Source organism: Sphingobacterium multivorum, assembly GCF_900457465.1.
Lineage (GTDB): Bacteria > Bacteroidota > Bacteroidia > Sphingobacteriales > Sphingobacteriaceae > Sphingobacterium > Sphingobacterium multivorum.
On the sequence record NZ_UAUU01000006.1, the window covers coordinates 16,373 to 36,297 of the forward strand.

Below are 19,925 nucleotides of genomic sequence, written 5' to 3' on the forward strand. Positions count from 1 at the left end.
AATCAGGTGAATAATTGATTAAAAGATAATGGAACTAGTTAGATTTAAATAACACTAGCCATCTTTAAATATGTAAAGTTAAATGGATAAAAAATTCATTGGCATTTTCACGTATCATCAGTTCATGTCGATCTCGATATAGCAATGAAAGACGTTGGCGTACATTCTCCAAACCGACACCACTTTTTAGTTTTTCGGGATCACGATCACTTTTCGGATTAATGCTATTACTCACATCGAAAAACAAAACCTGGTCTCGCACTTGCAAAGATATTTTAATATAAGACGATTTCTGAAGGCTTATACCATGCTTAAATGCGTTCTCAACGAAAGGGATCAGCAACATAGGGGTAATTTGATAATTTTCAAACTGCTCTTCTATTTCCGTTATAATGGTAATTTTGTCTGACATCGAAGTCCGCAGGGTCTGTAAAGCGATGTAATTATTCAGGTATTCTATTTCACGCGTCAACGAGATTTTATCTTGCGTATTTTCATGAAGCATAAACCGCATCATATCGCCCAATCGCTGAATTCCCTCCCCTGTCCGTTCGGCTTTTTCCTGTAATGCCGTGCCATACAATGTGTTTAAGGCATTAAATAAAAAGTGTGGATTTATTTGGGATTTCAGAAAAGTCAGATTTGCGTCCGACTGACCGAGCTCCGTACGTAAGGAGGCAATTTCGTTGTGACGCATTAAACGTTTTTTAAAGAGAAACCAGGAAAGCGGAACGCTAACCAATAATTGCGTGGGTAAATGAAACATGGCAACGATAAAGATCACTTCACCGTTCTGGTTAAAGAAGAATAGGGCCAATATGCTTAATGGTATAACTAAAACCAAACTCACCGCAGCGATAATCCAAAAGAAGTCGCGGAATTTCTTTTCTTTTTCATGTAATTTTGGCAACAAATAGTATAAGGAATAGATTACGATACCAACCGCAGACAACACGACCAAAGTCCATAACACCGAAAGTTGGTAATGCGAGTGAGATATGATCAAAAAAAACAATCCGATAAACCAAAAGCCAATTCCAAAGGCCAAATCCATTTTTAGCTGCTTTTGTATAGCCGGGTTTTCAACCCTGTTTTTAAGCAGATAGCTGATCAAAAATTGCATGCAGGTGTATAGAGAAATTACGATTGTCCATAGAACTGCTTGTGTTAAGGACTTAAAAAACATGCTATTGTAGCCTCTTTGAATACTATCAAAATCCATAAGCTCATAGGTATGGCTATAGGTCCGGCATACACCTAAAATCAGTCCGGATATCAAGATCAGAGCAGCTAGTAATGAATAATTCAACAGCTCCCGTTTTCTATTGATGAGCGCAGGAATAAGAACAAAATTTAATGCGAGAAACATCAAATATAGAAGCAGATAATAGCTAAACTTGGGTACAAAAAAATTAAAAAAATAAGAGTAGTTTATTTTCTGACCAATGAAATAGTTATGCATACCACTATCATCCCGATTGTTTGTATCAACAAGCAAAGCATAAACAACAGCGACAAATACGACAGTTGCCATCCAAAATTCTATTTTTCTTACGTCTTTCAATTTCATGTTATTTGTTTTGATAAGACAATATTAACTGAAATGAAAACATAACACAGAAAAATGTGACGAATACCACCAAAAATGTGATGAATCAAATGTTTCTTCATCTTATAGCTGGGATTCTATTGTTGTTCTTATAAAATAGCATTTGATTTTACTATCTTTAAGCTGAAAAGTATCAAACCAGCTTTATTAACTTTATTCAAAAAAACACTACATAATTAATCCACTGTTTCAAACATTCACGTCCGATTTTTGCGGCAACTGTTACGGGCAAATAGCGAAGATTGCACAAAGGCATTGGGCTGTCGAATGGTCATAAATACAGGTTTTAAAAAATAATTGATCATATGGATAACTATATCGTATTAAAAAGGTTTACTAGTTTAGAAGAAGCTCAGGAATGTCATCAGCTACTTTCGGATAGAGGTGTAAAAACGCGGTTGGCTGATAATCTACCCCCTGTGGATATTACATTTTCTGGAAATACGGTAGGACACCAATATGAGATTCAAATAGACCCCGCCGATTTCGCAAATGCAGAATCTATTTTAGAAGAGCAGGAAATGCAATCTCTCCCACTGGTTGGAGATGACCACTACCTGTATCAATTTTCAGACGAAGAGCTCTTCGAAATCCTGCAAAAACCCGATGAATGGAATAAATTGGACTATGCGCTTGCCAGAAAAATTTTATTAAAAAGAGGGAAAGATATTGATCAGGAAAAGCTTGATCTTTTGAAGAAGGAGCGGCTCATGCAGCTACGGGAACCGGAACCACAACAGAAGTATTGGATTATTTTTGGCTATATTTCAGCCCTTCTAGGTGGTCTTTTAGGAATTGCAATCGGGTATATGTTGTTTAGTTCCAAAAAGAGCCTACCGAATGGCGAACGGATATTTTCCTATTCTGATCATGACAGAAAACATGGGATAAACATATTCTATATCGGATTATTTGTATTCACAATATCCGTTCTCATCAGAATTCTCTGGGGCTGATAGTATAATATTGAATCCATTTATTCTTTTAGCAGAATAGATCGGTGGAGCTTCGTCATTGTGGTCATTCTGTATCCTATCACGACCCAATTAGCGTTAACAGTAGTAAATTTTTAATACTAAAAAAAAATACCGATATTTAAGATGATATCTTTATTCTTGAATTGTTTTTTGTAAACCTACAGACAAATTAGCTTTATGAATAGTTTAAAGACCACGGCCACTCATTTCCGTTATAAGAAGCATCCGGGAGATCTATTTAGAAATACGTCGGTTCAATTATTACCTCATCCCTATAAAAATCAAGAAGACTTTTGGGTATGGTTTCACCCCTTCTACCACCGCAGTGAAGACATTTCAGATTTAGGCGACCTGTACAAACAGCTTCACGATACGCCTTGCCAAGAAACGAGAGTATCATCAAAAAATGAGCTTTGTTACCCTGCGGTCGCGAAAGAACGTCTCTTTGAGGAAATAAAATCATTGGAGCAAAAAATCTATCAGGATTGCTTTGAAAACTTTTATTTGCTGATTATCGAAGGTCGTATCGAGCTGTTAGAAAGTCATCAAATTGAAAGTAAAGAATCTAGCTCTTAATATCTATTCTTTAAACCGTTATGCATTATTTGACTTGTGCGATTATAAGGGAGGACGATAAGGTACTCATCTGTCAGCGTGCAGCATCGGTGACGCATGCCTTAAAGTGGGAATTTCCTGGTCGCATTACCGAGTCCCACAAACCAATGAAAGCAAATTTGTCGCTCAAAATCAGGGAAGAGCTTAATATAGATATTCTTGTCGGAAGGCCGTTAAAGATGACGCAACAAGACTATACAAGTCCAGCACCTTGTCTCTATCCTGTTCTCTGCACCTTTTGTTCTGGCGAAGTTGCCTTTCAAAAATATGTTCAAGCATTATGGGTTTCCCCCTCAGAACTATTGCATTTTGACTGGACAGATACCGATCGACCAATTGTAGAAGAGTATACCAGATACCTTGAAGATTTAAATCCTCCATCTCGCATAAGAGAAGCTTTTTTAGAAATCCTGATTGGACTTATCGGCTTTACACTGGTCCATAAATTCTTCAATCTTTATATAGCCTTATTGATAACATTGATCTTAATCACTGTTACCGGAATTTATACCTATTACACCCGAAAAAATATAAAGAAAAGAATCCCATAAAACTTCCCTACATTTATAAAACTAAGTAACCCATAGTTTCATTTTAGCCATATTGAAGACTTAATCAAATGAAAGATTTCCCACAATTAGTCACAGAACGACTTATTCTCAACGCCATTGACACGACCGATATTCCACAGATTGTAGACTATCTGCAAGACAAGGTTTATTCGGACTTTACCTCAAATATTCCCTACCCATACCGAAAAGAAGATGCTGAATATTGGCTTAAATTAGCCGAAGAAGCGTTTGCCAATCGTAAAGGATTCACTTTTGCTATTCGAAATAAAGATAAAAAGCTGATCGGAGCTATTGGTCTGCACGATGAAGGCTCGGATAAGGCCGAGTTGGGATACTGGATTGCTATTCCTTACTGGAATAATGGTTATGTCACTGAAGCTGCAAAAGCAATCATTGAGTTTGGTTTTAAAGAACTAAACTTCAATAAAATCTTTGCGACCTACTTCCCACATAATCCAGCCTCTGGAAAAGTCATGGAAAAAATAGGCATGAAAAAAGAAGCCCTGCTAAAACAACATTTAAAGAAAGATGGCCGGTATTACGATATTCCATTATACTCTATTTTTAAAACGGATCTAGCTTTTTAATAAAAATCAATCATTTAATCCGCTAAAAAAAATGAAAAACAAAATTGGATATATTGTCGTCGTTTTTTTATTTCTCACTGGACAAACCACCTATGGTCAAGAAACAAATCGGGAAAAAGCTTCTTCAAAAGGAAAGGAAGCTATCCAACTCATGGACGATGGAAAGGTAGATGAGAGTATCCTATTATTGAAAGAAGCTCAAAATCTCGATCCGCATAGTATCACGTACCCCTATGAGCTCGGCTACGCTTATTATTTAAAAAAAGACTATAAAAAGACGATTAAGTACTTAGAAAGTATTAAAAGTGAGAAGATTACCAATGACAGAGTATATCAATTATTGGGAAATGCATACGATATGCTTGGCGAAAGTGATAAAGCTGTAGGTACTTACGAAAGTGGATTAAAAATATTTCCCAAATCAGGTCATCTTTATTTGGAAATGGGAGCCATCCAACGTGTCAAAGGAAATTTAGAAGATGCATTAGGTTATTATGAAAAGGGCATAGAGGTGGATCCGGAATTTTCTTCAAATTATTATTGGGCATCAAAGATATTTTGTATTTCCGATGAAAAGGTTTGGGGAATGATTTACGGAGAGATATTTATGAATTTAGAACGAAACACCAAAAGAACAGCTGAAATAAGTGAGCTTCTTTATGATCAATACAAAACGCAGATAAAATTGAAAAGTGACACAGCGCTTTCCGTTAGCTTTAGTAAAAACGCATTTGTCAACGCAAAAGCAGCTGATTCCAGTCAAATAAAACTGCCTTTTGGTGTAGGAGTTTATGAAACAACACTCGCGATGTCAATACTCGGTTCAAAATCTATAGATATCAATACACTAGACTCTATAAGAACTAACTTCATAAACAACTACTTCAGCAGTAAACACAACACAATATTTCCAAATGTCCTCTTCAGTTATCAAAAAAAGATCATCGATCTAGGTTACGGCGAGTCTTACAATCATTGGATATTAATGAAAGGCGACGAAGATACTTTCGAAAAATGGCTAGAAAACAATGAAGAGAAATGGACACTTTTTTCAAATTGGTTTTTGAAGAATCCCTTAAAAATAGATAGCACAAACAATTTTTTTCGCAAACAATATGATTAAACTTTCAGCACCATAGATAGCCAAATTGATATAGCAATCTATTCAAAAAAAATGAAAATTTATTTTCGTGAAATTGACTAAATTTAAGCAACCGATAATCATAAAGGATAAAACATGAAAATATTTGCATTCGCTGGGAGTAATTCTTCCACATCAATTAACAAACAATTGGTCAAATTTGTACTTAAAAGCTTCGAGGGGCACGAGATTAATTTGATCGACCTGAATGACTATAACATGCCTGTCTTTTCTGTTGACCTAGAAAAGAATGGCTTCCCACAGGAAGCGCAGCTTTTTCTAGATCATATTGCCTCCAGTGACGTTATCATTTGCTCCCTGGCGGAGAATAATCGTTCCTATAGCGTAGCATTTAAAAATGTATTCGACTGGGCATCTAGAATTAATGTTAAAGTTTTCCAAGATAAACCCATGTTGCTTATGACAACTTCACCAGGAGGTTATGGTGGTGGAAATGTAATGGCCGAAGCGCAGAAATTCTTTCCGCAGTTTGGCGCTATCATTAAAGAAACATTCTCGCTTCCCAAATTTTACGAAAATTTTGATCAGGATAATGGCGTAATCAGTCCAGAACACCTCAATAGTCTGAGGGAAAAAATAGCGGGCTTTAAGGAACAGATTTCTTCCTAACGTCAAAATCCAGTTTCATTTTTCTGGGCTTTGTATGGATTACTTCGATGCAGTGAACCAGCTGGAAAAGCTTTTTAAGGTTATTTTGCAAGGCTAAGCTACATACTGGCTTGGCCTTTCTTTGCTTATTCTTACCCTTTTGCTTACTGTTTCTCTAGTATGTTGTTACTTCTTTAGCAAAGGAACAGCAAAGGAATACCAAAGAAACAGCAAAGAAACAGCAAAGGAATACCAAAGAAACAGCAAAGGAATACCAAAGAAACAGCGAAGAAATACCAAAGAAGAAGCGAGTCAATCCCCTAGCTGTCCCAAAGAAATAGTAACGGAATAGCAGAGAAATAGCGAATAAGCTGCAAGCCCTTACCTTAGCGCCCCAAAGAGCGGCGCTATAATAGCAAACAGACCCCTAACGATAGCAGCTGTTAAAGGTTCTAATTCAAGGAGGGGTGATTTACCCCTCCTTAAAATTTATTTAAGGAGCTCTTCGAGTTTCTCTATCAACTTTACTCCTTTTAAGTTGACTCCAACAATCTTACCTTCGGGAGAGATGAGGTAATTTTGCGGGATAGCCTGAATACCGTACAATTGAGCCGCTTGATTTTGCCAACCATTCAGATCAGACACCTGAGGCCAGGTTAACCCATCTTGTTCAATCGCTTTCATCCAGTTATCTTTCTTCCCGGGTTTATCGAGTGAAACACCCAGTATCTCAAATGTTGATCCTTTAAATTTTTGATAGGCTTTCACCAGATTAGGGTTCTCTGCACGACAGGGACCGCACCATGACGCCCAAAAATCCAAAAGGACGTATTTACCTTTAAAATCCGAAAGTTTTAACGCTTTACCTTCAGGAGTTTCCTGTTCAAAATCTAAAGCTGGCTGTCCAATTCCTAGTTTTTTTGCGAGTTGAATATCTGCATTCAATTTTTTTCCGATAGCTGTTTGCCTTAATCTCGATGACAAATTGAAAAACAAAGGTTCGGTGGTAACTACATTATCATCGTAGCTGGCAACTTCCTGCAAGGCCAACAAACTGAAGTAATTGTCTGGATTATTGACGATAAAATTTCGCTGCGCCTTCTTACGTTCTGTTTCGATCTTGTCTATTTCTTGCGCAATTTGGTTGAGCGCATTCTCGTCACGATTTTTTTCCTGATACAAATCAGCTCTTTTAGACTGCTGAACCATAAGCTTTTTCTCATAGGAGTTTAAATAATCTTGATACTGCTTATAGGCTACCTGCAGTTTACCGCCTTTCACCAAGGAAGACTCGAAAGGACGTTGAACAGTGATTTGCGTATTGGGTTCCATAGGGTCTACGTAAAATGTAAGACGCTCCATCGGGCCACCTTTGCGGTTAAAGAAGGAAGCTCCATCTTTGGAATAAAATAACATGACTTGCGTTGGTTCCATAATTTCCCCCCTATAGATCACATCATTGGATCCAAAATTAATAGAGTCAATTGTCAATTTTCTGTCCACGATGTAGCGAACAAATGCTTTAGATTTTGCGGGAAATTGTTTTCCCTTTATTGTTAATTGAAAACGCTGACCTTGAGCCGATACTGTCCCAAGAAAACTTAAAACCAAGAATATAGATGTAGCTATTTTTTTCATATTGACTATTACAGTGCTTTAGCACGTGCCACAAGAGCATCGGCCAGTTTAATAATTTTTGAAGTTTCCAGTTCCGCCAATCCACGCGCAGCTTCTGCAGCTTGAACAGCTTCTTTCTTTTTTTTCAATGCGATACAAATATCGGCCAATGTTCCTTGATTGGAATAACTTGAGGGATTCAATTCGACTGCCTGTTTGGCCAGCACATAGCATTGTTTTAGGATAACTGGATTTGCAATATTTCCTTTTGCATTGGCATTGCGGCGGGCAATAAAGCTCAATCTCTCGTCCTCATTTTTGAGCAGGCCTTTTCTTAAGACATTCGTGAGGGTAACAAACTCCTTATGGGTACCATGTGCAGCGGTCCATTCTACTTTATACAGTGCAGCTTCTATTTTTTGTTCTTGATCTTTTAGGCCTTCAAAATAGGCTAGGCCAGCATTAAACTCATCTACTTTATGATCTCTAATATAGCCATACATGGCATAACGTAGCAGCTGTGCCTCTTTTTTCGCAAAATCCGCCGGCACTGCTATGCTTTTAAAATAAGCTTTGTTCGACTCAAAAAATTTTCCGTAACGATCATCCAGGCTTTGTGCCATCATTTTTATGGTCTCCCATCCGTTTGGGCTCCTCAAAAATCTATCGGTAGCCACGCTGTCCAATGCCTTTTTCGCTGCATTTGCTGCTTGACTATCGGTTTGCTCCATCACTTTAATATAGCGGATTAGAAAATTAGACTCCCGCATACCCAAATCGTACGATTTACGCAAGTTGGGGATCTGAAAATTGGGATCATTAGCTTGCGCTGCCTGTTTCAGGAAAAGATCGGCTTCCATACGAGACTGGGTTCTATAGATCAATGTCCCCTGCCCATCTAAAAATAAATACGTGGGAAAACTTCTGATTTGGTATAATTTAGCAATATCTACGCCCTCTCCTATCTCACAGTCAAATTTAGTATTGATAAACCTGCTATTAAAATAACGAGCGACTTCAGGCTGTGAAAACACATTACCTTCCATCCATTTACAAGGAGCACACCATGAGGTGAATCCATCCAGGAAAATCAGCTTATTTTCCTGTTTGGCCAATTCCTTTGCCTGACCAAAAGTGATCTTCTGAAACTGTATATGTTCTTGTGCGAGCAATAGCATCGACTGTGTAAAAGCCAGTGCTGTCAATAGTATCTTTTTCATATTTTTTTATTAAGAACCTAATCAATTTCCATGTTGATAGAAATTGATTAGGAATGAGTGTCTACATCTAATTTTTTAGCGTTCGTACTGAGGAATTCCCGGATTCAACGAAAGTACCTTTGGGGGAACCGGAAGTATCATCCGGGCATCCGTGGATTCCATTTCGAAAACTTTCCCTGCCAATGGATGTTGGATTGACTTTTTAAAATTGTCTGCTATAGCGAGTCGTTTCAAATCAATCAGCCTATCGGATGCCATAAAGGGCATCTCGCGACGTCTTTCGTCAAGTACCGTCTGTAAAACAACTTTTGGATCCGTTGAGGTTAACGCTTTATTATTCTCTATTCGGCTATTTCTTAATGTATTCAAGAAGCTTAGTGCCTCCGCCGTATTACCCGTCCGAACAGCGGCTTCTGCAGCAATCAAAAACAACTCAGGCGTATTAAATCCTGTACTAAATTCGACGTAGGGAGCAAAAAGAACCCGTCCTGGAAATTTTACAATAGTAGCACCTAAAGAAGCCTGATCGCGACAGAAAAATAATTCATAACGTTTGTCCTTTGCACCTGCTGGCAAATCTTTGGCATAAGTGTCAATCAGGTCTTTTGAGGCATAAATTCGGCATTGGGGCTACCTAGGGAACTTGTTCCTAACCGAGACCATACGGCCTCCATATTCGTTCTGGAGTCGGGAAATTGAACCGAATTATCTGTTTTTAGACAAACCCGTCCCCAAGTCGTCTTGTCTTTATTGGTATATAAACTATAATCAATGAGCGTTTTATTCACAGCAAGTGCTTGTTTTGCATTCTCAAGGGCCTCTTTGTATTTTCCCTGATAGAGATAAACCCGACTTAGAAAAGAGAAACCGACGGAACGTACTGCTTGAAATCTATTTGACTGCACTGTACTCAAATTTGGCAACGCGTCATTAAGATCGCTAACTACCTGATCATAGATCGCCTGAACAGATACACGTTCGTATTTTTGATTGATATCCTCTTTCAGCACCAAAGGTACCCCTAGATCTTTTGTTGCACTTGCAGGATTATAATGAGCGGCATAGATATTCACTAGACTAAGGTATTCAAATGCACGACCGACCTTAGCCTCAGCCCAAACCCTTTTCTTTTCGGCTTCCGATCCCTCTGTTGCTGCCAATACATTGTTAATAACAACATTGTAAGTGAATATGTGGCTATAAGCCGATTCCCAGTATGGATCATACTGGCCATCTTCAAATATCGCACCGTGAGCAAAGCTATAGAGTTGTTTTTTTACATAGTCATAATAGTCATAGCTTGCTGCCGATTGTACATCCTGAGGATCTCCGGACTGTAAATTATCTACTAAATTGTTCGGATAAACAGCGGAAGCCCTTACTAAAGATTGATCGTTTAGAAGCAATTTGTAATCATTCAGATTCTCTGGAATTGTAAAACCTTTTGGTTTAATATCCAAGTATTTGTTACAGCTATTCAATGTCAATAAACCGAATAGCAATCCTATATATATTTTTCTCATGATATTTTCTTATTAAAATCCTACAGATACACCTAAATTGTAAATTATTGGTGCTTGTATCCCTCTACTTGGACTCGTTACCGTACTATACCCAGCCCAAACCTCGGGATCAAGATTATCCTTGTTAGCGACCCAACGCCATGCATTCAATACCTGTCCTGTTAGACGCACATAAGAAAGTTTTGTCGGTGCAATCCATTGTGCAGGAAGGTTGTAGGATAATGAAATATCGCGCAATTTAATATAGTCAGCCTTCTGAACAAATTTATGTGCAGCATTGAAAATATCGGAAATATTGCCTGAAGCAGCAGAAACAAATGCGGGAGCAATATCAGGGTTACTTTCATCACCTGGGTTCTTCCAATAGTTCAACCATAATTTGTCGAAGTTATTATTGTAGTTAAGCTCCGCGTATTTACTCAAGAACTCTGGATGAACTCCCCGCATCACATGGCCACCATTGAAAATAAACATAAAGGAAAGCGTCAAATCTTTATACTTAAATCCATTTCTGAAAGAAACAGTGTAGGGAGGTACTGTCGTACCTTCATAGATTAAATCATCGACAGTCAATTTTTGCGTGGTCTCGACCAGACTACCATCAGCCTTTCGTGCCAAAGGTCGTCCCTTATCATTTAATCCCGCATAATCTATGCTATATAAACTACCCATTGGGATTCCAACCCGATTTTGGGGAGCATAATAGTAATAGTATGGGGTATTCTGTTCAACATATAGATTGGTAATCTTATTTTTGTTGTAACTAAAATTCACTGTGCTGTTCCAGCTGAAGTTTTCACGTTGAATCATCTTACCATTCAGCCCCAACTCGATCCCGCTATTCTGCATATCAGCATAATTAAGCAACACCATATCCCATCCCAAAGTTGGATCCAACGGCGTATTCCCCAATAAATCAGAAGTTTTCTTATTGTAGATATCAAGAGTAGCTGTAAGTCTATCTTTAAATAGTGAGAAATCAAAACCAACATTGAATACTTTTGTTCGCTCCCATCGCAACAATGGATTAGGCGGAGAATCAATGTAGGCTTGCATTTCACCGTTAAAGTAGTTCAGATTGTTATTCACCCTCGAAATCAAATATGGTCCATTATCCTTTGGGACATTTCCATTTACACCATAAGTCGCACGTACCGACCAACGATCTAATGGTTCACAATCAATTCTTGGCAGATGATATAAAGCGCCTATGGACCAAAGAGGTTTGTATTGATTTTTGATATTTGTTCCAAACAAATTAGATTGATCCATCCGGATGCTTCCACTCAAAGTCAACTTACGATCATAGGTATAAGATCCATTGGCATAGAAGGAAACAAATCTATCGACTAGATCCTTAAATCCAGTCTCTTTTTTCGAAATAGTATAGCTATTAAAAAGCGCCTGTGTGTTTTGGATCTGAATACCAAAAAGCTCTTCATTAATTCCTTTGTAGACTAGGCTATTTTCATCGTAACCATACTTGTAAATATTCGTATATCGGTTATTGATCTGTCTACGTTCAGCACCGGCGATTGCGACAATTTCATGTTTTCCCTGAATATTATTTTGATAATTAAATTGGCCACGTAAGGTATAGCTATTGACATCATTACGTTGTTCAGCAAATTGTCCCCCTTGCGGAATATTGCGTTTGATTGCCCCGTCCTTTCCGATTTGGGTAGCGTCATTCACCATACCTACAACCGATTGGGCATTTTTCCTATTCAATGTGCCATTATACCCTTCGGTCCGTTCACTTTGATAGGATAGGTCAAAATCCAATCCTTTAATAATTTTAAAATTGGCCGCAAAATTTAGGTTAATGTATTTATTATAAAATTTTTCGTGAATCGCGGCAACATGATTTAAAGGAATATAGGTCTCATCTTCCAGTCCTAAGGCCTTTAAACGGTCTATTTCAAATTGAGATTTTGAATTATACCATTGCGCCGGAGAACCGTCCTCATTTTCAAGCAGATAATAGGATGCTTTGCCTCCCATATAGTTATCGTAGAAATTGAAGCCAATATCCCCCTCTCTATTTTGGTTTTTCCCCAATACATTTGCGCGTAAACTAAACCAGTCGGTAAACTTAAAATTATTTTTCAGACTAAATCCCAGCTCCTTGTTTGTCGCCCGTCCCTTATTGTAATCTCCCGGCTGCGTATAATTGAGGGAATAATGGTATGTATAACGATCGGATCCGCCCGAAATAGCGAGATTATGCTGCTGATCGAATCGGGTCGTATTCAGAAATTTACCCATTTGGGTGAAGCGATCACGATTTCGATATACATCCAGCCGCTTTTCCATCTCTTCTTCCGAAATTACTCCACCTTTGCGATCGTACAAAATTCGATAAACGTCGTTCATCGCTTTTCTCGGGTCAATAACAGCGTAATCTCCTGAACGATAGTTAAACATTTCCTTTTGAAAGTTGACCAGTTCAGCGCTACTCATCTGATTGAGGTAGCTGCGGCTTGGAAGTCCTCTAAAAGAAAGCGTATTGCTATAATTAATCTTTGTTTTGCCTGCGGAGCCTATTTTTGTCGCAATAACAATAACACCGTTAGAGGAACGCACGCCATAAATGGAGGCAGCCGAAGCATCTTTCAAAACGGTTATGGAAGCAATATCATTGGGATTAATAGCTGTTAAGTCACCTTCAAAAGGCATACCGTCAACAACGATTAGCGGAGCAGCCTGTGCGTTGATGGTGGAGCGTCCACGAACCTCGATACCCAGATTATTTTTCGAATTCTGTGGACTTGAAATATTTCGCACCAAATTTAGCCCGGGCAACAATCCATCGATCCGGTCCAATAAATTAGGTTGAAGCCGTCCTTCCATGTCTTTGGCTGTCACCTGAGCAATTGAGCCTGCTGCTCTTTCTTTGCTTATTTTTTGGTATCCTGTATTGACCGTAATGTTCACTTCCTGCAATTGCTCATCCAAGGCTCTTAAGGTAATCGTACCCCAAATCGGACTTAGCTGCAATCGTAAGTGGAGCAAATCCGACCATGGTAATGTCCAAAAAGCTATTTAAACTAACGCCATTAATTTCAAAATGACCATGCTGATCTGTAACGGTTCCTTTTGGAACACCTTTTACACGAATCGTTGCACCTTGAAGTGGTCTGTTGTTATAATCGACAATAAAACCTTTTACCGTCATTAACTGATTAGTGATCGATCGTTGAGTCTGTTGAGATTTTTCGTGTACGACAATAATCTTCCCCTTGATCTCAAATCGAGATCCAAATCGTCCAATAACTTCCCAAGAGCATTTCCCAACGATTCTTTTTTAACGGTTAAGTTAACCTTTGTATCTGGATCAATAGTTGTGGCCGCCCATACATAAGAATAGCCAGTCTGCTTATTGATCTCTGAAAAAACCTTTCTCAACGACACTGATTTCTCCTGTATCGATACGTCCTGTCCATACGTTTTAGCTCCAACATGAAGCAGACAACAAGACATTAGTATGGTTGTAAGCGATATGCGCATAATGTTTCCCCTCCATTGCGGCCTACCCCAAATATCTGGGCGATCGCTGTTTTTCATTTGTTGCGTTTGATCGTATAGGGCACGACGAAGTTGTGCATAATTTTTATACATTTGTTTTAGGTTAAGAATTAAAATTCTGTTACAGTTAGAATTACTTGATCTGAAGCCCTAAATGTTGCAAGCGTTTAGGGTTTCGTCTTTTCATTTAGGTTGTTTTGTCTACATAAATGGTCTTTCCTTAAATTTAAACTTAATTTTCCCGGTACTCTCCAGTACGTTGATGATATCTTTCAGACTGCTGTTACGAGACAACATCGCTTCAAATTTTTCCGATTTTATTTGGTTATCGAGATAGACGACATCTACATTATACCAAGACGCTAACTCATCCATAATACCCCCTAAATCTCCGAATTGAACACGAAATATCCGTCTTTCAATGCATTGCGCGCGTCAAGATCAATTATTCGTCGTTCAATTTGACCGAGTTTGATATACGATTCTTCCCCTGGCAACAGTATAATCTGCCTGTCGCCCTGTCGAACCCTAACTTTACCTTCGTATAATGTCGTTTTAAAGTCTTCTATATTCTTGGTTGATTTCACATAAAAATGTGTCCCCAATACGGAGATATTGATCTTCCCTGCTTGTACCACGAAAGGTTTCAGTTTTGGAACCTCACCTTCCCATGGTAAATATTTTTTGGCAACTTCAAAATAAGCCTCCCCCACCAAACGAACCTCCCGCATACTATCTACTTCATAATAATCCAACTGCGTTTTGGCATTCATCCATACTTTGTTCCATCAGGTAATAGCATGGTCATTTTCCCACCCTTGGGTGTCGCAGCGAATAAATTATTCACTCGTGCCGCTTTATTTTTAACGGGTGATACAAACGATAATAAAAGTATCTCCTGGAGCCATCGAAATTGAATTTCCATTTCCTAGCCGTACTACCCCTGTCATTTGAGCGGGTTGAATACCTTTATCCGGAGTCTCCTGATAGACCGTATCCGAAAGATTATGTATAAAAACAACACGAGTAATCCAATCAACGCCGCGGCGATACCATAGGACAACATACGTTTATAAAAAGGTTTAGTGTATGAGGTATTGAGGTAATCTTGTTCAAAAGAGGGCAAATGATTCCTCCCAATCATAACGGGCTATCCCGTCTAAATCCGCTTGCATTTGATCTTTGTTGTCAATCAGATCACATAGCCCCTTATTTGCATCAGTTTCGGACCGCCATAAGTCCAACTGTAATTTTTCGTCATCGCGCAATCCTTCCAGCTTGGATTTGCTCAGTAAATAAATGATATGTTGGGGTATTTGCTCCATATTGCTCTATATACTTAAAACAATATTTTGATTTCGTTTCTCTAAAGAGGTGGTAGATATTTTCACAAAAACCTATGTATCAGAAGTATAAATTTTCTAATAATAGAGTAAAAGCAAAAGTAGGCAAAAAAACTGGTCAGGCTTGAGTCTTAATCTCAAAAGTTCAATTCCCCTTTTCTTTTGATTGTAAATCGTACTAGTGGTTAGTCCTAAGGAGATCGCTGCTTCCTGTGGGCTTAAATCTTCAACAATCAACTTACGCATCACTTGCTTACATTGCTCAGGCAGGGTATCAATGGCATCATGGATCGTTCGAAGCGTCTCCAAATAGATCATTTGATGGCTGATCGGTAAATCGACCAGATCGACCTGTGACGTATAAAAATTGGTTTTTTGTTGAATTCTATTTTCTTGTTGGATCCTGTTTAAAGCGGCGTTTCTACAACTTGTGTAGAGAAAACCTCGGATTGATTCAACATGATCAAAATCTATCCGGCGCTCCCAAAGCTTTAAGAATACATCCTGCACGATTTCTTCGATGGTACCTTTATCAAGATTCATCTTTTCTAAAAAATAGCACATTGGACTATAGAAAGTTTTGTACAGAAACTGTAAACCATCCCTTCTGCCCTCCCGAAAAGATTTTAAAAAATCTTGCTTGCTAAATTCTTGGTTTACCTTGTTTTTCACAATTCAATATTACTTAAATTTTAAATAAATATGAAAATTTCATTTATTGTGATCAACAGTCCCGCGCTGGCAAGCAATAGAAAACGGACAGGCCAAACCGGTTGACACAATACTATTCCATTCGGCAGCGATAGCGTAAAAGCGAAGCAAGATCGATGTATTTAGATTATAATTTCTACACGATCAATTCTGGTGATACAGACTCTTCATAGTAGGCTTCATTCCATTTTGCCAATTGGCACATAATAGGTATTAAAGCCTTGCCCTTTTCTGTCAAAGAGTACTCTACGCGTGGTGGGAGCTCCTTGTACTCTTCTCTCAAAATAACGCCATCCTCTTCCAATTCTTTTAATGAACTGGTCAAAACCTTTCGAGAAATATGTTCGATGAGCGCATCCAATTGACCAAATCGGGCTTTTCGATCGCGCAAAGTATAGATAATCACAGGCTTCCACCGGGTACCTAAAATTGCCATGGAACGCTGCATGGCACAGGAACAACTTTTAAATTCAGTCCTTTTCATTTGAATATATTCAAAATAGTTACGCGAAGGTAACTAGTTTATACTAATAATAGTTACAAATATATACTATTTAAAATATATTTGTGAAGATTCACGATTTAAAACGAGAAAAATGAGCATACAAACACTTTTTAATCCATTTGAGTACAAAAATCTAACACTCAAAAACCGCTTTGTAATGGCACCAATGACGAGAGCATTTTCGACGGATGGAATTCCCGACAGTGCTGTAGCGGGATATTACGAGCGTCGTGCCGCGGGAGATGTCGGTTTAATTTTGACGGAAGGTACCGTTATCGAACGACCTTCATCAAAGAATTTAAAGGATATCCCAAACTTTTACGGTGACCAAGCACTGGCCGGCTGGAAAAATATCGTGGATGCAGTGCACGAAAAAGGCGGAAAAATAGCCCCTCAACTATGGCATGTTGGTTATACTCCTATGCAATGGACTCCGCCCGCTGCGTTTGAAAGCCCAGATACAATGACATTAGCGGATATAGAGGCCACGATACAAGCTTACGCTGACGCTGCTAAATCTGCAAAAGACCTCGGTTTTGATGCTTTTGAAATCCATGGCGCCCATGGCTATCTGATCGACCAATTTTTCTGGGAAGGAATGAACCACAGAACAGACGAATTTGGTGGAAAAACAATTAAGGAGCGCTCTAAATTTGCGGTTGAGGTAGTCAAAGCAATGCGAAAAGCGGTTGGACCTGATTTTGTAATCATTCTACGTCTATCACAATGGAAGCAGCAAGACTACACAGCCAAGCTTGCTCCCACCCCCGCAGCGATGGAAGACTGGATCCTACCATTGACAGATGCCGGTGTCGACATTTTTCATGGAAGCCAACGTCGTTATTGGGAGCCGGAATTTGAAGGTAGCGACTTAAATTTCGCTGGATGGCTCAAAAAAATTTCAGGACAACCCACAATCACGGTTGGATCCGTAGGTCTTGACAAAGATTTTGGCGATGTATTTACAAATTCGGAGTTCAAGTCCTCTCCCGCTTCACTGGATGAACTGGTTCGTCGTTACGAACGTGGCGATTTTGACCTTGTAGCTGTAGGCAGGGCGATCTTGCAAGATCCGAATTGGGTGAAAAAAGTGCAAGCCGAAAAATACAACGAATTATCGACTTTTGAAGCGAAGAGTTTGGCGAGCTTATCTTAGTAAGCTCGAGCGATTAGGTGGATTAAAATTACGTTATTTAATATTTACGTTATTCAATAGTATAAACAGGGGCAAAAATTCACTTTCGAAGCAATTTTTGCCCTGTTTTGTAACGATAATTCAGTACCTTGTCTCCGCAAATGGATACAGACACTTGATTAAATGAAAATCACCGCAACCAAAATATATGTCATCAGCGGATTGGGTGTAGATCAACGTGTATTCAGCAAAATAGACTCTGGCTCGCTTGATCTAACCTATCTAGATTGGATTACACCAAGCCCCAATGAACCACTGTCTATTTATGCAAAAAGAATATCGACTAAAATTACTGCAAAGAACCCCATCCTCGTTGGGCTTTCCTTTGGAGGAATGCTTGCAATAGAAATTGCCAAGATTATCGAAACAAAACAAATTATCCTGCTTGCTTCAGCCAAAGGACGGCATGAATTACCCAAACTGTATCGCTTAGCAGGCAGACTCAAAATCAACAAACTGGTTCCTAGTCCGTTACTAAAGTTCCATTGTTTTCTATCAGATTACTTTTTTGGCATACGTAACAAAGAAGATTCCCGCTTGCTAAAACAGATTTTATACGATACAGACCCCATCTTTATGAACTGGGCAATACATCAAATTCTGCAATGGAAAAACAATTCGGTTCCGGACAATTTAATTCATATACATGGTAGTAGAGATCATATTATCCCCATCAAAAATGTAAAGCCCAACTTTATCATTAGGGGTGCGGGACATTTTATGACAGTCACCCATGCCCAGGAGGTTGAAAAGCTCTTGCAAGAAATCTGCTTGTAAATCACCTCCTTTTAATCACCGAGACCAATCCCAACTTTTCTAGTCGCTCAGAAAATTAAATCCAAGCGGATTCGTATCGACATGAAACACACGATATGCTGAGCAGTGTAAAAAAGTATTATTTGAAGAAAAGGACAAACAATAATTGAGAATAGAAGGTTCTTCTATGAGAGCGCGGTCTCTTTACGTAACTAAAAAATCGCTGTTTATTGCTTAATGGGACCAGTCCAAAGTAATATAGTAAGGTTAAATTATAACAAGAATATGCGAACACGGCTCATATTAAGTTTTTTATTCTGTCACATCTTTTTTCTCACTATGCTGGCACAAGTTAATGATACTACAGCCCCGAAATTGGAGGTCGCAGCAGCTTTAGGCCCGTACCGTCCGATCGGTGTGAGCGCTAGCTCCAACAATCGATTATTTGTTTCCTTCCCAAAACAAGCTAAAAATTATCAGTATGCACTTACTGAAATCATCAATGGAAAACCTGTTCCTTATCCAAATGAAGAATGGAATTTAGAAGGAAAAGAGAATTCCCACTTTGTAAATGTTCAGGATATATTTGTCGATACCGAGGACAATCTCTGGGTATTGGATTCTAAACCATCTGCTGCTGGATCAATTTTTGGCAAAGATGAAAAATCAAATCAAGGCCAGTTTAAATTATTAAAAATCAATACAAATACAAATCAAATTGAACATATTTATCGTTTCGACGACCTTGATAAAACCAAATCAGGTCTAAATGATATGCGTATTGATCACAAGCGAAATTTAGCCTATCTCTCCGATCCCGGCCAAGCGGCCATCATTATTTTAGACCTTAAAACTGGACTGACTAGAAAGGCTTTAACTGGAAGCCGTTTTACGCTGGCTGATCCTGATGTATTATTAAGCTATAATGGTATTGAAATGCGTAGTGAAAATGGAAAGCCTTTTTCTTCCAACGTGAATGGCATAGCATTGAGTCACGACTTTAAATATTTATATTTCAAAGCCATCAATCAGACCCATTTGTACTGTATTGCAACAGAATTTTTAGCCGACGCAGGGCTGACGGATCAAGAATTGGAGGCAAAAGTGGAAGACAAAGGAGAAGTCGGAATCACGCATGGCTTACTAGCAGACATTGATGGAAATATTTATCTCACATCGTCAATAGATTATAGTATTAAATATTTAAATCCTGAGGGAAATGTGAATACCCTGGTAAGGGACTCCCGAATACTATGGCCCGATTCTATGGGTATCAGCGGAGATGGACACCTCTATTTCTCTTGTGCACAGCTCTTTAAAGACCCGCAATGGAATAAGGGAGCTGACAAGGTAGAGTTGCCATATTATGTCTTTAAGGTCAAATTACCGAAATTTTGAAAAAAATGTTACAACAAGT

The 19,925-nt window shown here is 38.7% G+C and carries 22 protein-coding genes; 9 read left to right on the forward strand and 13 right to left on the reverse strand.

Features of this window, described 5'->3' with window-relative positions:
• Nucleotides 1-64: 64 nt before the first annotated feature.
• Nucleotides 65-1,570 (reverse strand): sensor histidine kinase, encoded by a 1,506-nt coding sequence (locus tag DTA23_RS07780; protein ID WP_112374337.1) that lies wholly within the window; start codon nucleotides 1,568-1,570, stop codon nucleotides 65-67.
• A 344-nt stretch (nucleotides 1,571-1,914) separates the two neighbouring features.
• Between DTA23_RS07780 and DTA23_RS07785 the strand changes: the two genes are divergently transcribed.
• The 6 genes from DTA23_RS07785 (at nucleotide 1,915) to DTA23_RS07810 (ending at nucleotide 6,131) form a co-directional block, all read left to right on the forward strand.
• Nucleotides 1,915-2,565: a hypothetical protein gene (locus tag DTA23_RS07785; RefSeq protein ID WP_204990752.1), complete on the forward strand. Its 651-nt coding sequence runs from the start codon at nucleotides 1,915-1,917 to the stop codon at nucleotides 2,563-2,565.
• 198 nt (nucleotides 2,566-2,763) lie between these two features.
• Nucleotides 2,764-3,162 (forward strand): hypothetical protein, encoded by a 399-nt coding sequence (locus DTA23_RS07790; protein WP_112374339.1) that lies wholly within the window; start codon nucleotides 2,764-2,766, stop codon nucleotides 3,160-3,162.
• 20 nt (nucleotides 3,163-3,182) lie between these two features.
• Entirely contained in the window at nucleotides 3,183-3,752 is a 570-nt protein-coding gene (locus DTA23_RS07795) for an NUDIX hydrolase (protein ID WP_112374340.1), read from the forward strand.
• Between the two features lie 68 nt (nucleotides 3,753-3,820).
• Nucleotides 3,821-4,360 carry a GNAT family N-acetyltransferase gene (locus DTA23_RS07800; RefSeq protein WP_112374341.1) on the forward strand — a complete coding sequence of 180 codons (540 nt, stop codon included), beginning with the start codon at nucleotides 3,821-3,823 and terminating at the stop codon, nucleotides 4,358-4,360.
• Between the two features lie 31 nt (nucleotides 4,361-4,391).
• Nucleotides 4,392-5,483 carry a tetratricopeptide repeat protein gene (locus DTA23_RS07805; RefSeq protein ID WP_112374342.1) on the forward strand — a complete coding sequence of 364 codons (1,092 nt, stop codon included), beginning with the start codon at nucleotides 4,392-4,394 and terminating at the stop codon, nucleotides 5,481-5,483.
• A 114-nt stretch (nucleotides 5,484-5,597) separates the two neighbouring features.
• Nucleotides 5,598-6,131, forward strand: coding sequence for an NADPH-dependent FMN reductase (locus DTA23_RS07810; protein ID WP_112374343.1), 534 nt, complete (start codon nucleotides 5,598-5,600; stop codon nucleotides 6,129-6,131).
• A 468-nt stretch (nucleotides 6,132-6,599) separates the two neighbouring features.
• Here DTA23_RS07810 and DTA23_RS07815 read toward each other — a convergent pair whose 3' ends face one another.
• The 12 genes from DTA23_RS07815 to DTA23_RS07870 form a co-directional block, all read right to left on the reverse strand.
• Nucleotides 6,600-7,748, reverse strand: coding sequence for a peroxiredoxin family protein (locus tag DTA23_RS07815; protein ID WP_112374344.1), 1,149 nt, complete (start codon nucleotides 7,746-7,748; stop codon nucleotides 6,600-6,602).
• Nucleotides 7,749-7,756: 8 nt separating this feature from the next.
• A complete protein-coding gene (locus tag DTA23_RS07820; RefSeq protein WP_112374345.1) occupies nucleotides 7,757-8,947 on the reverse strand; it encodes a thioredoxin family protein in 1,191 nt (396 codons plus the stop codon).
• Nucleotides 8,948-9,022: 75 nt separating this feature from the next.
• Nucleotides 9,023-9,523 carry a RagB/SusD family nutrient uptake outer membrane protein gene (locus DTA23_RS07825; protein WP_172462350.1) on the reverse strand — a complete coding sequence of 167 codons (501 nt, stop codon included), beginning with the start codon at nucleotides 9,521-9,523 and terminating at the stop codon, nucleotides 9,023-9,025.
• Nucleotides 9,524-9,543: 20 nt separating this feature from the next.
• A complete protein-coding gene (locus DTA23_RS07830; protein WP_112374347.1) occupies nucleotides 9,544-10,470 on the reverse strand; it encodes a RagB/SusD family nutrient uptake outer membrane protein in 927 nt (308 codons plus the stop codon).
• Between the two features lie 12 nt (nucleotides 10,471-10,482).
• Nucleotides 10,483-13,428, reverse strand: a complete 2,946-nt coding sequence (locus DTA23_RS07835; RefSeq protein WP_172462351.1) for a SusC/RagA family TonB-linked outer membrane protein — start codon at nucleotides 13,426-13,428, stop codon at nucleotides 10,483-10,485.
• Nucleotides 13,421-13,648, reverse strand: a complete 228-nt coding sequence (locus DTA23_RS07840; protein WP_112374349.1) for a carboxypeptidase-like regulatory domain-containing protein — start codon at nucleotides 13,646-13,648, stop codon at nucleotides 13,421-13,423. The genes DTA23_RS07835 and DTA23_RS07840 overlap by 8 nt, the downstream gene beginning before the upstream one ends.
• Nucleotides 13,648-14,091 (reverse strand): hypothetical protein, encoded by a 444-nt coding sequence (locus DTA23_RS07845; RefSeq protein WP_112374350.1) that lies wholly within the window; start codon nucleotides 14,089-14,091, stop codon nucleotides 13,648-13,650. Before DTA23_RS07845 ends, DTA23_RS07840 begins: the two co-directional genes overlap by 1 nt.
• A 108-nt stretch (nucleotides 14,092-14,199) precedes the next feature.
• The gene (locus DTA23_RS07850) at nucleotides 14,200-14,373 is read right to left on the reverse strand and encodes a DUF4974 domain-containing protein (RefSeq protein ID WP_112374351.1); all 174 of its coding nucleotides are present in this window, start codon (nucleotides 14,371-14,373) and stop codon (nucleotides 14,200-14,202) included.
• Between the two features lie 8 nt (nucleotides 14,374-14,381).
• Entirely contained in the window at nucleotides 14,382-14,771 is a 390-nt protein-coding gene (locus DTA23_RS07855) for a FecR family protein (RefSeq protein ID WP_112374352.1), read from the reverse strand.
• Nucleotides 14,772-15,110: 339 nt separating this feature from the next.
• On the reverse strand, nucleotides 15,111-15,323 hold the full coding sequence (locus DTA23_RS07860; protein ID WP_112374353.1) for a hypothetical protein: 213 nt from the start codon (nucleotides 15,321-15,323) through the stop codon (nucleotides 15,111-15,113).
• Nucleotides 15,324-15,419: 96 nt separating this feature from the next.
• The gene (locus DTA23_RS07865) at nucleotides 15,420-16,013 is read right to left on the reverse strand and encodes an RNA polymerase sigma factor (protein ID WP_112374354.1); all 594 of its coding nucleotides are present in this window, start codon (nucleotides 16,011-16,013) and stop codon (nucleotides 15,420-15,422) included.
• A gap of 175 nt (nucleotides 16,014-16,188) precedes the next feature.
• Nucleotides 16,189-16,536 (reverse strand): winged helix-turn-helix transcriptional regulator, encoded by a 348-nt coding sequence (locus DTA23_RS07870; RefSeq protein ID WP_070569380.1) that lies wholly within the window; start codon nucleotides 16,534-16,536, stop codon nucleotides 16,189-16,191.
• A 112-nt stretch (nucleotides 16,537-16,648) separates the two neighbouring features.
• Between DTA23_RS07870 and DTA23_RS07875 the strand changes: the two genes are divergently transcribed.
• From DTA23_RS07875 to DTA23_RS07885, 3 genes are all read left to right on the forward strand, one after another.
• Entirely contained in the window at nucleotides 16,649-17,713 is a 1,065-nt protein-coding gene (locus DTA23_RS07875) for an NADH:flavin oxidoreductase (protein ID WP_070569377.1), read from the forward strand.
• A 162-nt stretch (nucleotides 17,714-17,875) separates the two neighbouring features.
• On the forward strand, nucleotides 17,876-18,529 hold the full coding sequence (locus tag DTA23_RS07880; protein WP_112374355.1) for an alpha/beta fold hydrolase: 654 nt from the start codon (nucleotides 17,876-17,878) through the stop codon (nucleotides 18,527-18,529).
• 318 nt (nucleotides 18,530-18,847) lie between these two features.
• A complete protein-coding gene (locus tag DTA23_RS07885) occupies nucleotides 18,848-19,906 on the forward strand; it encodes an SMP-30/gluconolactonase/LRE family protein (protein ID WP_239468714.1) in 1,059 nt (352 codons plus the stop codon).
• Nucleotides 19,907-19,925 lie beyond the last annotated feature (19 nt).